The sequence below is a fragment of the Streptomyces sp. NPDC020983 genome, assembly GCF_044333485.1.
Taxonomy (GTDB): Bacteria; Actinomycetota; Actinomycetes; order Streptomycetales; family Streptomycetaceae; genus Actinacidiphila.
This window is the reverse complement of the sequence record NZ_JBIRRA010000014.1, coordinates 116,883-133,505: the sequence shown is the minus strand read 5'-3', so window position 1 is coordinate 133,505 and position 16,623 is coordinate 116,883. Positions and strand designations below refer to the sequence as shown.

General features: G+C 66.8%; 7 protein-coding genes. 4 read left to right on the top strand and 3 right to left on the bottom strand.

Annotation, left to right across the window (positions count from 1 at the left end; translation table 11 throughout):
* Positions 1-26: 26 nt before the first annotated feature.
* Both ACH4SE_RS28115 and ACH4SE_RS28110 read left to right on the top strand, forming a co-directional pair.
* The gene (locus ACH4SE_RS28115; protein ID WP_398546289.1) at positions 27-341 is read left to right on the top strand and encodes a hypothetical protein; all 315 of its coding nucleotides are present in this window, start codon (positions 27-29) and stop codon (positions 339-341) included.
* A 274-nt stretch (positions 342-615) separates the two neighbouring features.
* The gene (locus ACH4SE_RS28110; RefSeq protein ID WP_398546288.1) at positions 616-1,518 is read left to right on the top strand and encodes a hypothetical protein; all 903 of its coding nucleotides are present in this window, start codon (positions 616-618) and stop codon (positions 1,516-1,518) included.
* On the opposite strand, the gene ACH4SE_RS28105 is transcribed toward ACH4SE_RS28110, so the two are convergent.
* Entirely contained in the window at positions 1,489-2,130 is a 642-nt protein-coding gene (locus ACH4SE_RS28105; RefSeq protein ID WP_398546287.1) for a transposase, read from the bottom strand. The genes ACH4SE_RS28110 and ACH4SE_RS28105 overlap by 30 nt on opposite strands.
* A gap of 626 nt (positions 2,131-2,756) precedes the next feature.
* On the bottom strand, positions 2,757-7,184 hold the full coding sequence (locus ACH4SE_RS28100; RefSeq protein WP_398546286.1) for an FG-GAP-like repeat-containing protein: 4,428 nt from the start codon (positions 7,182-7,184) through the stop codon (positions 2,757-2,759).
* Positions 7,185-7,623: 439 nt separating this feature from the next.
* On the opposite strand from ACH4SE_RS28100, the gene ACH4SE_RS28095 reads away from it, so the two are divergent.
* Positions 7,624-14,637, top strand: coding sequence for an RHS repeat-associated core domain-containing protein (locus ACH4SE_RS28095; RefSeq protein ID WP_398546285.1), 7,014 nt, complete (start codon positions 7,624-7,626; stop codon positions 14,635-14,637).
* Positions 14,634-15,101 (top strand): hypothetical protein, encoded by a 468-nt coding sequence (locus ACH4SE_RS28090; protein WP_398546284.1) that lies wholly within the window; start codon positions 14,634-14,636, stop codon positions 15,099-15,101. The genes ACH4SE_RS28095 and ACH4SE_RS28090 overlap by 4 nt, the downstream gene beginning before the upstream one ends.
* A 900-nt stretch (positions 15,102-16,001) precedes the next feature.
* Here ACH4SE_RS28090 and ACH4SE_RS28085 read toward each other — a convergent pair.
* Positions 16,002-16,580: a sugar O-acetyltransferase gene (locus tag ACH4SE_RS28085; RefSeq protein WP_398546283.1), complete on the bottom strand. Its 579-nt coding sequence runs from the start codon at positions 16,578-16,580 to the stop codon at positions 16,002-16,004.
* Positions 16,581-16,623 lie beyond the last annotated feature (43 nt).

The window sequence follows — 16,623 nt, the reverse complement described above, 5'->3', positions numbered from 1 at the left end:
TGACGTGGTCCTGGCAGGATGCCTGAGTGAAGATCTTGAGAGCGGTGGGCTGCGTTGGCCTGCTGGTTGCGCTCGTGGGATGTGGTGGTTCCGGTGGCGGTGCCGCGCCCTCGGGTGAAACGAAGAATGTGGAGGCGACAGCTTCGATGGAGCCGAGTGGGATCAGTGTTCTGGTGACCTTCGTCGGTGGGCCGGCCGACGGTCGCACTGAGTATCTGCCGCTGTCCGAGGCAGCGGGGAAGGTCACGATCGGTGGTGTGACCTACTGGAGCAACCCAGGCCCGCCCCCGGAGGTGAAGGACACTCCCGAGGGTGGGGCCCAGGTGATGCGGCCCGTCTGAGGCAGGACGAGCCGACTTCCCACCCGCGTGGTTGCCTCTCCGAGCGCCTTTGACATCCGGCAGCTGAGCTGTTCGTGTGGGTTGTCGAGGCTGGGTGCAGGTGGGTGCTGGGAACCCTTTTCGACAGCCGAGCGTGTCGAGCCGACTCATCAAGACGCACAGGGCCTGTGCAGCCCGGCTGGCGGCTGTTCCACCGGCCGTTGCGCTCGGGGCAGGTGGTTTGACGGGCGCGTCGGCGCTGGTGGGTGTGGTGCCGGGGCGTAAAGGGGGAGGCATGGCACGTACGACGCCGCCGCGTCCGGTTGATGTGAGCGCGGTCTTTCCGGAGCTCGGGAGAATGACGCGGGCAGCGCTTCGGCTGCATCCGACACCGGGGGCACCGACGGTGCACGACAGCTCGGTGGGCGGGCCGTTGCTGTGGCCTGTGGATGAGGAGTGTCCGCGGTTCGATCCCGAGCAGTTGCCCTACGGCCAGGAAGCGTCGGGGCAGATATGTGAGGAGCCGCTGATCCCGGTCGCGCAGTTGTATGCGCGGGACGTGCCGGGACTTCCCTTCCCGGAGGGAACGGACGTGCTCCAGGTGCTGTGGCTGCCTGTCCCGGACCTCGAGGGGTGCTGGCCGGCGGTGCAGTTGCGGTGGCGGACGGCGGCCGATGTCCGCGAGGTGCTGGCAGAACCACCGGAGCTGGAGTTTGTGGAGATGGACGAGCATGTGCCACGGCCGTGCGTGCTGGACCCGGAGGCGATCGGCGAGCTCCCGCCTCTGCATCTGCTGGACGAGGTGCTGGGCAAGCGCGTCATGGCCTGGTCGGAGGCCATGTCGCTGGAGTATCAGTGGGAGCTGTCGGTCGCGCCGGGATGGAAGGCGGGCGGTTGGCCGGCGGAGTTCACCTTCCGCGATCCGGCGGACGCCGACGAATTGCGCTGCGGTGAGTGTGGCGGCCCCGTCGAGGCGCTGTTGACCGTGGGTGGGAACGAGAGCGGGGCGGGCAGGGGGAGCTGGCCGCCCTGGAACTGCAGGCGATGGTCGAGGAAGACCCGGACGCGGATCTTGACGTATACCAGCCCACACAGATTCAGATCGGGCGTGGCTACGCGCTCCAGTTCTACTACTGCCTGGCCGACCCGAGGCATCTGCCCCGGACGATCATGCAGTAGCCGGTACGCGTCGCGGTGAGAGGACCGATTTCTTCTCCGGCGGTTCACGCTTCGGGTGAGCGGGCTTTTCGTAGGAATTACTCCTGGGCGGGTGGCGGGTTGTCCGCGGTCGGCGGAGTATCACGTCGGTCATGGCCCAGCGGATCATGGTTTCGGAAGGGTCGCGCTCGTGGTCGCCGGCCATACGTCGTCGCATGGTGATCCACGCGGACGGGCGTTCTACCGCCCAGCGCTCGGGCTGTACCTGGAAGCCGCGCTGTCCCGGTTGTTTGCGCACGATGTCGAGGTCGCGGCGGAGGATGTCCGCGGCCCACTGGACCAGGCGGCCGGCGAAGCCCTGGTCCGCCCAGACCTGGGTCACGGTGGGGTTGTCCAGGCGGGTCCACAGCAGCGACCGCTTCGCCCCCTCGCGGTCCTGGAGGCTGGCCGCCACGACATGGACGGTCAGGAGGAGGCCGAGGGTATCGGTGACGATGAACCGCTTGCGGCTCGTCCGCATCGCTCCCAGCGGGGGTCGCAACGTGTCGACCGGGTGGTCGGGGTGGGCCAGGGCCAGGGTCCGCATCGCCTCCCGCCGGGGTCGCAACATCCGCTGCACGGTGCGGCGGTCGAGGCCGGTGAGGGTCCGCATCGCCCCGGGATTCGCAACTGTCTGAGGCGTCTGAGTAACGATCGAAGATCGGACCGGGGCGAGCGATCAAGCAGCACCCAGCCGATCCTCTCCTCCTGCGGGGCACGACGGGGCTGGCCGTAGCCCTTTGTCATGAGCGTAGGTGGCTGTGCAGCGGATGCCGGGCGATCCACAAGGCGGGATTCGGCTGGTGGGCCTGCCGCACGATCGAGTATCACCGGGCTGTGGCCTGCTCGGCAGTCAGGTGCCGTCAGCTGGCTGGGTGAATCTCTGCAGCGCTGGATCGGCGCTGGACGCGTACTCTGGTGGGCCTGTTTGCACAGGTGGCAGCTCTGCGGTCGATATGCGCTCCAACTTGTAGCGGATGCGTGTGGCGAGGGCAGCGCCGTTGCGCAGGCGCGCAGGCCGGACGGGGCCGGCCCGGGTTGGGGTCGGCTCCGTCGCTCTGTTGTGCGCTGGATCCACGCTGGACGGACTGACGTTTCGGCCCCTTTCGTCATGATGACCGCACGGCTCGAAAGGGAGAAGCCCCCTCACCTTCCGGACTCACGGGCCGGGAAGGGGACCCGGAGGAGACAGGAAGGTGAGGAGGCGTCAGAGTAGGAGCTCCGTTCAGGTGTTATCCGCTACCAGCCGTGTCCGATCAGGACGCGGAGGCTGAAGGCGGTGGCGGTGCGGGGATAGAGCCAGAGGCTGCCGTCGGTATAGCGGGCGATGACGTCGGGGTTGCCGTCGCTGTTGAAGTCGTTGATCCCGGCGATGGTGTAGTCGTTCCAGCCGGTGCCGATCTGGGTGGGGCTGCTGACGTCGTTGCTGCCGTTGCCGTGGTAGTTCCAGAGCAGGCCGGCGCTGTCGCGTGCGACGACGTCGGGGTTGCCGTCTTCGTCGATGTCGGCGACTCCGACGAGGGTGAGGTTGTTCCAGCCGGTGCCCAGCTGGATGGGGGAGCCGATGCCGGCTCCGGTGCCGGTGCCGGGGAAGAGGTACAGGACTCCGCTGGGGTTGCGGCCGATGATGTCGGGCTTGCCGTCCTTGTTGAAGTCGCGGACTCCGGCGAAGGCGTAGCCGGACCAGCCGCTGGGGAAGGTGGGGCTGGGTGTGAGCAGGTCGTGGCCGGCGTCTCCGGGGTAGAGGTGGAGGGCGCCGCTGGGGGTCAGGGCGATGATGTCGGCGAAGCCGTCCTTGTTGAAGTCGGCGATGCCGGCGAAGGTGTGGCCGGCGAAGCCGGTGCCGATGTACAGGGAGTCGGCGGCGAATTTGCCGGTGCCGGTGCCGGGGTAGAGCCACAGGTCCCCGGTGGGGTCGGCGGCGACGATGTCGGCTTTGCCGTCGCCGTCGTAGTCGGCGACGTCCGTGAAGGTGTAGGGCCAGGTGGGCAGGGGGAGGTTCGCCATGGTGGCGACCTGGTCGGTGGTCAGGACGGTGCCGTTCCAGGTCTGGACGTTGGAGACGCTGCCGTTGAAGTAGGAGGCACGGGCGCCGTTGTTGAGGTTGTTGCCGAGGGTGAACTTCCCGGTGAACGGGTCTTTGGAGGCTTCGTGGGTGCCGTGGGCGACGAGGCGGTCGTCGACGTAGAGGTTGGTGGCCTTGGTGGTGGGGTTGTAGGTGGCGGTGAGGTGGGCCCACTGGCCGATGACGGCGGTGCCGCCGGCGATGCAGTCGTACCCGCGGGTGGTGTCGGTGATGGCCATGCAGAAGGACCACTCGCGGTTGGACTGTGAGTAGAGGAGGAATCCGGAGTTCTTGGTGCCGTCCTGGGAGGCGATGACGCCGCCGACGGCGGCGGGCTTGGCCCACAGGGACACCGAGAAGGAAGCGGACATCGACAGCGCGGCGCTGGTGGTCATCGATCCGGTGCCGTCCAGGTGCAGGACGTTGCCGAGGGCTTCGTCGGTGTCCCAGGTGGTACCGGTCGCGGAGCCGGTGAGGGTGAGACTCCCGGTGGTGTCGACGGCGGTGGTGGCGGCGCTGCCGTCGTCACCGTCGTCGAGCGGCCAGACGTGGTCCGGGCTGCTGATCTTCTGCGCGGTCTGTGGCGTGATTGTGCTGCCGTTGAAGAGGTAGGCGGTGACGTTGCCGTTGGCGTCGATTCGCCGCAGGTCGGGGGTGCCGTCGCCGTTGAGGTCGGCGGCCTGGATGATCGGGGCCTCGCTGACGGTCAAGCCGTTGGTGGGGAGCTGGACGGGCGTGGCGGAACTGCCCATGGCGAGATTCTGCAGGTCATCGGCGGTGTAGTAGTACAGTGCGCTGCCGCTGGTGTCGCGGGCGAAGAGGCCGGGCAGGCCGTTGCTGTCGAGGGTTGTGGTGATGCTCCAGCCGGTCCAGTCTCCGTTGCCGGTGGGATTGGCTGTCGAGATCGACAGCGCGTTGGCCATGTGGGTGAAGGCGCCGGGGACGGGATCGGCGGGCTCGTCCCAGAGTTGACCGTCGTTGATCAGTAGGAGGTCGGGATACCCGGTCCAGTCTTCCGGGTTCTGATTGAGGTAGTGGTAAAGATTGCCGCCGTTGGTGATGCTCGTGGCGGTGTTTCCCGTCTCGTCTGTGAAGGTGGTTGTGCTGACGTTGACCTCGTTGCCGCTGTAGGGACTGAGGGGTGACCCGTCGCCGTTGCCGTAGATGATGGTTCCCGCACCGGTTGCGGGGTTGTAGTCGAGGACGTCGTTGAAACCGTCGCCGGTGTTGAAGTGGCCGGTGATGGCTTGGGTGCCGTTCCAGTCCGTGGGCGAGCCCGCCGGGTTGACGCCGGTGCCTTGGGCGCCGATGTCGGTGGCGCCCGCGGAGATCTGGTTGGCGTCGGTGGCGTGGGCGAGCCAGTAGCCGCTGGGGAGACCCACCTGGGCGCCGACCGCTGTGAGGTCGGGGTGTCCGTCGCCGGTTAGGTCGCCGTCGGAGGCGGTGGCTGCGGGGGCGGCGAAGATGAAGCAGTTGGCGGTGTCGCCGATGTTGCCACCGGTGGAGACGGCGGTGACGGCCAGAACATTGGTGCCACGCGTGGGTGTGACGCTGATGCTGGTCCCGGCGGTTGTCGCCGGTGCGGCGCCGTTGAGCTGGTAGAGATAGTGGTCAGGCTTCGTACCGCTCGTGTCGTCGTCGTTGGGCGCCAAGGTGAAGGTTGCTGGCGTGCCCACCTGGTAGGAGAGAGTCGATGCACTGCACTCGCTGCTGGCAGCGTCCTTGATGTGGGGCGCGCCTGACCTGGTCGGGTCGAAAGTGAACACGCACGCTTTGGATGTTCCCGAGGTTTCCGTGCCGTCGCTGGCTGTCACGGTCCACGCCACACGCGTTTTGGCGCTGGTGCCGAGTAGGCTTTCCAGAGTGGCTTTGGTGAGGGTGTAGGCGGCCCTGGTGCCGCTGGTGGCGCTGACGGGCGTGGAGGAGACGATGAGCGATCCGTCGGCGGGGTGGGTGACCCGGAAGGTGGCGGTGACCGTGCCGCCGTCGGTGTCGCGGACACCCGCGTAGAGGGTGACGTCGCCGTCGCCCATGACGCTGGTGGTGCAGTTGCCGGCCGGGGAGGTGGTCAGCGGGGTGGGGATTTCCGGCTTGTGGTTGTAGGTGGTCGAGATGGACATGGTGGCGTGGTCGAACTTCTTCCACCCGTACATGTCGTCCTCGTCGCTCGCGCGCAGGCCGAGGGTGATGCTGCTGGCGGTCTTGGCGTTGGCGATCGCCTGCATGGCGGACTTGACGTTCCAGCCGATGGAGTGGACGGGGCAGTCGGCGCTGTAGCCGTATGCCTCGGTCTGGGTGTCCAGTTTGGTTTTCCAGGTTGGCCGGCTGTCCCACGTGGTGGCGCTGGAGATCGCCCCGGTCTCCCACACCTCAACCGGTCGCTTGTCCGTGCACGAGGGTGCGTAGATCTCGGTGGCGTAGAAGGTCGACGAGACAATCGTCGCACCGTAGATCTGGCTGCTCACGGAGAGCTTGGCGAACGCCTCGGCCTTGTAGTAAGGGGCGTCCCAGCCGTTGTATCCGACCCGCAGTCCCTTGCTGTCGGTGGTGTCCCAGTAGCTGTTGTCCGGCCAGTGGGAGTCGACGTACGTCCAGTTCTGCAGTTTGCCGCCGCTCGCGGTGTAGGACGGGTCGATGTAGAGGGGGTAGACCGTCGAGGTGCCGGTCAGCAGGTCGGCGTCGGTCGTGAGCTTGATGGTGCCTGAGGTGTATTCGGCCTGGACGGGTGCGACGTGCGCGTTCGGGCCCGGAGCCTCCGCGCTCGAGGCGCCAGGGTCGCCAGGGTCCGGGGCACCTGAGGGGGCTTCGGCTACGTCGGAGGTGGCCGAGAAGGCGGTAGTGGCGGACTCCGTGGTGGCCGAGTCCCACATCAGGGGGGCGGGCGCCGCGAAGACCGTGTTGCCGGAGGTGTCTTTGGCCCTGATGTTGCCCGCCGCGTCGGCGGAAAGGGTCACTGCGTCGGTGTGGGCGGGGAAACTCAGCGTAGCAAGCGCCGGATTAGTGGCGGCCTGGGCGTTCTTGACGACGAGGACTTCGGAGAACCCGCCCTGGGCGTCCGCAGTGACCTTCAGGTCGACGTCCGGAAAGACGTCGGAGTACGTGGCGGTCGGGCCGTCCAGGCTGGGCGTCGGGAGGGAGGGGATGGAGGTGGGCAGGGACAGGGACAGGGACCGTCCGAGGTCCTTCATCTCCGCCAAGGGCCCATTGCCGCCGCCGGACAGAGTGAGTCCGTCAGTGGTGAGGGCGGGAGCGACAGCGCCGTCGGAGCGGCGGGCAAGGTCGGCGTCCAGGGACTTCCACCCTCCGCTTGTGTACTTGCGCACCGGGGCGACGGACTGGGTGAGGGTGAAGGTGCCGTCGGGGTTGGCGACCTCCTGGGCCGTCGGGGTGGTGGCCGCGCCCACGGCCACGGGCTTGCCGGTGGCCTGGGCCTTGAGAGAGGCGTGCGCCTCGTCCAGCGGGGCGGTTGACGCAGGGGCAGATGCTGACGCGACTGGTGGGGTGTCCGCGTTCGCGGGTGAGTTCCACCCGTTGACGGACAGCGCGCTGAGGGTCGCCGCGAGGGCGATGCCGAGTACGCGGCGTTGAGGACGTGGCTTCACGTGAACGGATCCCATTTGCTCGTGGAGACGGTTGCATGCCCCGATACGGGCAGGCTGGTTTACCGCATCAGTGGACAGCGCGTGAAGCTTGCGTGGATGACTGGTGTGCATGGGATTGCCCAGTTCGCCCTTCGAGGCGTTGTGAATCGTTTCGATATCGTGATCATGTCAGGAGTGGGATGCGAAAAATGACGGAGTCGTCCCCATCGGCATCCGGGTCGACGGCGTGCCATGATCGCTCGGCCGCCGACCCGTAGGGGTCGCGGTAGGTCATGACGGGCCCTCATCGGCCCGCAGGTGGGGGTGGGGGCAAACCATGGCGCGGATAGCGTGGATCGGCCGGAGGACGGGTCGTCGAGGGGTACGGCTGCGGCGTTGGGCCGGTGCCGCATCGGTGATGGCCCTGACGCTGTCCCTCGTTGGTGCCGGCGGTCCGGCCGTGGCGAAGCCGGCCCGCGCCGGGGCGCCGGCGGTGAAGCAGAGCGCGGCTGTCACCGGGGGCAAAGTCCTCGGGCACAAGGCGGTCAAGGTCGAGGACCAGACGAAGCGCGCCTACCACCCCACAGCGATCACGTGGCCAGCCGCTGCCTCTGGCGCAGCCGCGCTGACCTTGCCCGCAACCGGGCAGCACCAGGGAGCCAAGGCGAAGGCCGCCGGTACGCCGGTGTGGGCGCGCGCGGTCGCGCCGAAGAAGGGCTCGTACCGCGGTCCGGGTGGTGTGGACGTGCGCGTCCTGCCGCACGCCGACGCCTCCCGGCTGGGCGTGACGGGCGTGGTGTTCACCGTCGGCGCGCAGGCCGGCGGCCAGGGCGACGTCCAGGTGGGCCTCGACTACGCCAGCTTCGCCCAGGCGTTCGGCGGCAACTACGCCTCCCACTTGCAACTGGTGCGGCTGCCGGCATGCGCTCTCACCGACCCGGGGCGGGCGGAGTGCCGCGCGCAGACGCCTCTGCACACCACGCACGACGAGACGGCTGGCAGTCTCGCGGCCGACCTGACGCTGGGCGGCGCGTCTGGCACAGCCTCGGGGACGACGGCAGCGCAGGCCTCTTACGTCACCGGTTCTCAGGCCGCCGTTGTGCAGCCGGTGGTACTGGCGGCGACGGCAGGGTCGGACGGGGACGGCGGCGAGGCGGGCAGCTACAGCGCCACTGCCTTGAAGCCTGAGGGCTCGTGGTCCGGCGGTGGATCGACGGGCACGTTCTCCTACAGCTACCCGATGTCCGTGCCGGGTGCGTCTTCGTCACTGCTGCCGACGGTGGGGCTGTCCTATGACTCCGGTGCGCTCGACGGTCAGACGTCGTCGACCCAGGCGCAGGCCTCCTGGGTGGGTGACGGGTGGGGCACCCCGGACAGCTACATCGAGCAGACCTTCACGTCGTGCTCGGACAGCCCCGAGGGCACCGCGTCGCCCGTCTCCACCAGCGACCAGTGCTACGACGGCCCGATCCTCACCCTGTCGCTGAACGGCTCGTCCACCGCGCTGGTCTACGACAAGACCGCGAAGACCTACACCGCGGCGGACGGCAGCGGCGAGAAGGTCACGCACGTCACCGATGCGGACAACGGCACGGGGACGTACAACACGGACTACTGGATCGTCACCGAACGCACCGGCATGAGCTACATGTTCGGCCGCAACCAGCTGCCCGGCTGGTCATCGGGCAAGGCCACCACGCACTCGGTCGACACGGTGCCGGTGTACTCCGCCCATTCGGGCGACCCGTGCTACAACTCCGCAGGGTTCACCTCGTCGGTGTGCACCACGGCCTACAAGTGGCACCTGGACTACGTCACCGACACGCACGACAACGCGATGGCGTACTACTACGCCCAGGACACCAACTACTACGGCCGCAACAAGGGCGCCGACAACGTCTCCTACGTCCGCGACTCGCACCTGACCCGGATCGACTACGGCTTCCGCGCCGGCGGCGCGTACGGCACGGTCCCGGACCAGGTGGTGTTCGGCACCGCCGGGCGCTGCACCCTCGACACCTGTGATGCGCTGTCGAAGACCACGGCACCCACGCAGTACCCGGACGTCCCGTACTACCTCGCGTGCGCATCGGGAGACACCTGCGCCGCCTACTCGCCGTCGTTCTACTCCACCGTCCGCCTGACCTCGATCACGATGCAGCAGTACTCGACGTCAGCGTCGAAGTACCTGCCCGTCGACACCTACACCCTCGGCCAGTCCGAGCCCGCGACCGGCGACGGCACCTCGCCGACGCTGTGGCTGTCGTCCATCACCCACACCGGCAACGACACCTCCGGCGGCGGCTCCACCTCATCGATCAGCCTGCCGAGCGTCACCTTCGGCGGCATCGACCTGGCCAACCGCGTCGACACCTCGTCCTTCCCCGGCCTGTACCGCTACCGCATCTCGTCGGTCACCAACGAGATGGGCGGCATCACCGGCATCACCTACGACCTGCCCGACGCCTGCACCGTCGCGTACGTGGCCTCGGCCGACCCCGCCCAGAACACCAAGTCGTGCTACCCGGTCTACTGGACGCCGAAGGACTACACCTCCCCGGTGCGCGACTGGTTCGAGAAGTACGCGGTCACCCAGGTCCTGGAGACCGATACCACCGGCGGCGCGGTCGCCCAGCGGACCAACTACGCCTACAGCGGCGGCGCTGCCTGGCACCACGACGACAACGAGGTTGTCAAGGCCAAGTACCGCACCTGGGGCCAGTTCCGCGGCTACGGCACCGTCACCACGCTGACAGGTGACGGCGCGAACGACCCGCAGACCAAGTCGGTGTCCACGTACTACCGCGGCATGGACGGCGACTGGCTGTCCGCATCCTCGACCCGCTCGGTCACGCTCACCGACTCCCAGGGCGGCGTCCACCGCGACACCGACCAGCTCGCCGGCAACGCCCTGGAGCAGACCGCCTACACCGGCGCCGGCGGGACCATCGACCACTCCTCGATCAGCTCCTACTGGGTCTCCCCGGAACTGGCCACCCGCACCCGCACCGGCCTGCCGGACCTGACCGCCAACACCGTCAAACTCGCCGAGGGATGGAGCCGCCAGGCCCTTACCGACGGCGGCACCACGAAGTGGCGCTACACCGAGACCGACAACACCTACGACGACGACCCGGCACACACCACCTTCGGCGAACTCACCTACAGCTACAGCCACACCGTCCCGGTGAACACCGCCTACGACCGCTGCGCCGCCACCACCTACGCGCCCGCCAACACCTCCACCAACCTCGCCGGACTCGTCGCCTCCCAGGAGACCGACACGGTCGCCTGCTCCGGCTTCACCGAAGGCACCGTCGCCACCGTCCCGAAGGCCCTCAACACCCTGGGCGCTCCGGCCTCGGTGAGCCGCCCCGACCAGGTGGTGTCCGCGACCCGCACCTTCTACGACGACACCGCCTTCGGCACCGCCTTCCCGCAGACCGCCGCCCCCACCACAGGCGACGTCACCATGATCCGCCAGGCCTCCGGCTACGCGGCAGGCGCCTTCACCTGGCAGACCGCGCAGCGCAAGACCTACGACATCTACGGGCGCCAGCACGACTCCTACGACGGCAACGGCAACAAGACCACCATCGCCTACACCGTCAACAGCGTCGGCCTGACCACGAGCCACACCGTCACCGACCCCGCCTCCCACCAGGTCGTCCAGACCGACGCCCCCGCCCGCGGGCTGGTTCTGTCGACCACGGACACCAACGGCGTGGTCACCACCAGCCAGTACGACGCGCTCGGCCGGGTCACCGCACTGTGGCTGGCCTCCCGCCCCACCACAGCCCCGGCCAACTACCTGTACAGCTACACCATCACAGCGTCCGGAGTGTCCGGAAGCACGGCGCAACGGCTCAATGACTCCCAGGGCTACGTGACGTCGCTGACCGTCTACGACTCCCTCGGGCGCACGCGCCAGAGCCAGGCTCCCACCCCCCAGGGCGGCCGGCTGATCTCTGAGTCCTTCTACGACTCCCACGGCTGGGTCCGCAAGACGAACAACGCCTACTGGGACCCCGACCACGTACCGGCTCTCCAGGTCGCCTCCTTCGAGGACTCGAAGATCCCCAGTCAGGTGCGGAACACCTACGACGGGCTCGGCCGCGTCGTCGTCGCCGACTCCGAGAAGTACTCAGTCACCAAGCAGGAGACCACCACCGTCTACAACGGCGACACCACCACCGTCATCCCGCCGGACGGCGGGATCACCAAGGCCACCGTCACCGACCCGCTCGGCCGCACCACCGCCCTGGAGGAGTACACCACCGCGCCCACCCTCACCAAGCCCTCCAACACCTTCAACGGGACCTGGTACGTCACCGGCGGCACCCACAACACCACCACCTACGGCTACGACGGCCACGGCCAGAAGAACACCACCACCAGCGCCGGCAGCACCTGGACCTCCACCTACAACCTCCTGGGCCAGATCGACTCCAAGACCGACCCCGACGCCGGCAAAAGCAGCATGTGGTACGACGCCAACGGCAACCTCACCCAGATTGAGGACGCCCGCAGCACGTACACCTCCACCACCTACGACGCCTTCAACCGGAAGACCGCCCAGTACGCCGCGGACACCGCGAGCCAGTCCGCGGACAACGAGACGGCCTCGTGGGTGTACGACAACGCCAACGGCGTCAGCGGCGTGACCAACGCGATCGGTCACCTGACCACCGCCACCTCCTACACCGGCGGCTACGCCTACAAAACCCAAGCCCTGGGCTTCAACGTCTTCGGCGAATCACTCGGCGAGACCGTCACCATCCCGTCGGCCGCACAGGGCACGCAACTCGGCAAGTCCTACACCTTCAAGCACACCTACACCCCCACCACCGGCCTACCCGACACGGACAACTACCCGCTGGGCAGCGGCCTCCCCAACGAGATCGTCACCCACACCTACGCCACCGGCTTCGACCTGCCCAACGGGCTCGGCACCACCGACTACGGCTACACCCGCAACACCACCTACAACGCCTACGGCCAGGTCCTCCAGGAAGAACTCGGCACCGGAGACAACCTCGCCTACATCACCAACACCTACGACGACCACACAGGCGCACTGACCGACCAACTCGTCACCCGCACCGTCACCAAGGCCAAGGTCGACGAGCAGAAATACACCTACGACGCCGTCGGCAACATCACCCAGCAGGTGTCCACCCGCCTCGGTTCCAGCACCACTGCCGAGACCCAGTGCTACAGCTACGACACCCTCGACCGCCTCGACACGGTCTGGACCGCCACAGACGACTGCGCCACCGAACCCACCGCGACCAACTCCTCCATGGTCGGCGACCCGCTCGGCGCGGCCAGCGCCTACTGGACCAGTTGGATGTTCACGGCCGGCAGCGAACGCGACACCCAGACCGAACACTCCACCACCGGTGGCGCCGACACCACCACCCACTACGCCTACGACGGCAACGGCAAGGGCCAGCCCCACACCCTCACCAGCGAGACCGCCGCCACGGGTACGAGCACCAGCGGCAGTTCCTACGCCTACGACGCCGACGGCAACATGATCACCCGCAACACCCCCGACCAGGGCAGCCAGTCCCTGACCTGGAACAACGCAGGGAAACTCACCGCTGTCACCACCCCGGATGCAGGCGTCTCCTACATCTACGACGCTGACGGCAACCTGCTGATCAAGGCCGACCCCACCAGCAAGACCCTCTACCTGCCCGGCCAGCAGATCACCCTGAACACCACCACCAACACCACAACAGCCGTCCGCTACATCGCTCTCCCCGGCGGCGGCACCGTCGTCCGCACCGGCACCACCACCCACTACAACTTCGAGATCAGCGACCCCCACGGCACCAGCGGCCTCTACCTCGACAACACCGCCCAAACCCCCACCTGGCGCCAATTCACCCCCTACGGCGCCCCCCGCGGCACCTCCACCACCTGGCTCGACGACCGCGGCTTCCTCAACAAGCCCACCGACACCACCACCGGCCTCACCACCATCGGCGCCCGCGAATACGACCCAGGCACCGGCAACTTCATCAGCCTCGACCCCCTCTTCATCGACTCCGCCCCCGAAACCCTTAACGGCTACACCTACACAGCCAACAACCCCGTCGGCCAATCCGACCCCACAGGACTGTGCGGCGGCGGCTGGGTCCAGGGCGCTCCCTGCCCCAACGAAGGCGGCTGGATCCAGGGCCCGGCAGCCGTATCAACAACGCCCGGCACCGGCGCCGGTCTGGGATCCGGCATCACCCCCACGATCCCGCTCTACACTGCGGTCAGCCCGACTGTTCTGGTTCAAGGAGACACCAAACTCCTGCATCGAATCGCCAAGGACTACGACGCCGAATACCGTAAGCACTACGGGTGGCTGAAACCTGGCGAGTCCATTACGGCCTGGGAAGACGACCTTCTCTGGGAAGACGTGTGCGCACACGACAAAGGGTTGTGTAACCAGGCGATCGTTGACGCTCTCCACCTCGCACAAATGGAGAACACGGACGACTTCACCGCCGGTCTGATGTTCTCCGAGTGCGAGTTCTCACTTGATGGGTGCGGTAAGGGTTTCGGTGGCGCTCTCGTGTATGCGACCGGTGCAGCCCAAGGATGGAGTGGCAAGGGGAGTGCGGGCCTACCGGAAACATTTGCTGTCGCACATTACGATTCACAAAACAGCGAAGTGAATCTTAGTGTGTTCTCGGGATGCAACAGCTTCGCAGGAGACACACCAGTCCTCATGCCCGACGGCAAGAGTCGCCCCATCAGCCAGGTGAAGCCAGGTGACACGGTCGCCGATTCCTCACCCGGAGTCGAAGGCGGGACGAAGGACCAGGCCCACACCGTCACCGGCACGCACGTCACGTTCAATGACCGAGGCTACGTCAACGTGACCGTCGCCACGGAAGGCGGCCCGAAGTCAATCGTCGGCACGGCGCACCACCTGTACTGGGACGCGACCTCCCACTCATGGACGCAAGCCAGCCAGCTCCACGTAGGACACCTGCTCCAGACCAGTGACGGCGCCACCGCGCTCATCGTCGCGTTGCGCCCCTATGCGGCTCGTATGGTCACATACAACCTCACGGTTGAGACGACACACACCTACTATGTGTTGGCAGGAGCCACGCCGGTCCTCGTTCACAACTGTAGTAGCGTCGATGATCTAAGCAGGAGCGCAACCGATCCACTCAATGGAAAAGCTGGTGACAGCGCAGCTTCTCGCGCCTACCAGAAGCACATGAACCGTCCAGGAACAAGCCTGATCAAGCTCAACTCTGGAAAAGATCGGGTCGACATGTCGGATTATCTCGTAAACGACTTGCTTACGAATCCCAAGTCCGCAGTTCAGAGATACACGAACCCTGAGGGTCGCAATGTCGTACGCTACCTTCTCCCTGACGTGGGTGCGGCGTGGGATGCCGACACCGATGAATTCATTGGATTCCTGGATCATGCGAACATCCGAATGGGCGCACCGTGACACATGCAGAGTATTTGAACCTCCTGCAGTTCCTGAAGATGCAGGAAGATAGCCTGATCGAAGTGTTCGTGACTTCGGCTTCGTATGAGCAATGGGTCGCTGTAATCGAAGGGCTCGCTGTGGGTGGTTTCATCCTCGGAATGAAGCATTTCGACTCGGATGTGCCGGTCGATCTAAATCCCGAAATGTTCAATGAGGGCGATAACGTTGACTACCTCCTGTCGGTCCAAGTGGGTCGGCAGTCCTGGACTACTCAGTTCTATTCATCAACACTCATTGACTTTCAAGGCGACCCCCGAAGTATTCACACGGAGAAAGACATTGCAGACGTTGTGGAATTTATGCGAGTGATTTCTGAGGCGACTGGACAGACGGTCCATCTTTCGTCCGAGACGCTCGACTATGCGAACGCAACGGCCTACATGACAGTAGCCGCTAATGGGGCGCCTGACGGCAGTAGCTGACGGTAACGGTGGTGGACGTGTAGGGCCACCGTCGCCGGTCTCGGCGGCAGTGGCCCACCCGCAGGGGGCGCCGAGCCGGTGTCCGAGCCCCGGCACGAGCCCGCGCAGCTCCGCGACGATTGCGAGACGGTTCCGACGCTGTGGGTGCCTCGAGCCTGACCGAGGCACCCGCGTGCGCCACCCACCTGAACGCCGAGCCCCCAGCCCCGTGCCTCGGTCCGACAGACACGCCACTCGGGGGACTGGGTCTGCCGCACAAAACACACAATCGGGTACCGCCGGGCTGGCTTGCTCGGTGGTCAGGTGCCGTGAGCTGGCTGGATGAAGCCCCGCTGTGCTTGGATCGGTGCTGGACGCGCACACCGGCGGGGCCTGTTTGCGCAGGTAGCAGGTCTGCGGTCAAGGTTCCGCTTCAACGTGTAGCGGGTGTCCTTGGCGTAGGTGGCACTGTTTCGCAAACGTGCAGGTCAGATGGGGTCGGCTCGTGTGGGGGCCGGCCCCGTCGACGTACCGCCCGCTGGATCCGCGCTGGATCCGTGCGGGCTGGACTGACGTCTCGTCACCTGTCGTCAGTTGTGGTCATCGGTACGGACGCTGGATCGGCGCTGGATGCCGGGCGGCCCGTGCGGTGTCGGCTCACCCCGTTCGTGCTTTAGCCGCCTTGAGGAGCGCCTTCCCCTCGTGGTGGTCGGCGTTCGGCTCAAGCGGCTCGCCGGTGGGCGGGGCGAACACGTACGCCTTCTCCGTCCAGAGGCCGCCGGCGGGTGTTGACCTTCTGCGAGCAGAAGCCGGGCTTGCGTCCGCAGCGGTCGCCGCTGCCGTGCTTGTAGCGGGGCCGCAGCTGGTTGCGCTGGACGGTCGCAACACGCAGCTCGAAGTCGAATCGGTCCAGGCGGACAGTCAGCGTTCAGAACCGCGGACGGCTTCGGACGGTGTCTTCAGCCGTCGGCGTTCGACCACGCTCGTGCCCGTCACCACGCTCATTGCTGGTACGTCTTTCGCCACCACGGAGCCGGCTCCGACCACGGAGCCCCGACCGATCGTCACTCCAGGCGTGATCGTGGCGGCAGCCCCGATCCAGACCTCGTCCTCGATCACGATGGGGGCGTGGGTGATGCCGTCGTAGCGCTCATCGAGCTCGACCGGGTGACCGGCGGTGCTCAGCGTCACCCCGGGGCCGATCAGGACCCGATCGCCGATCGTGATGCCGCCGAGGTCGAGGAAGTAGCAACCCTGGTTGATGAACACCTTCTCGCCGAAGGTGGCTCCGAGGCCGTAGTCGCAGTAGAAGGGCGGCAGGATCGACAGAGAGTTGGGGAGGGGTCTTCCGAAGATCTCTCCGAGCAGCGTCCTCCTCGCGTCGAGGTCATCGAAGGGGAGGGCGTTGAGACGCGCCGTCAAGGTCATGACGAGTTGTACGCGTTCCACGAAGGCCCGGGACTCGGGCGTTCGACTGCGGATGCGTTGTTCGTTGCGCATGGGGTCGGTGCTCCAACTGCTGAGCCGTCGGGACAGGATCTTC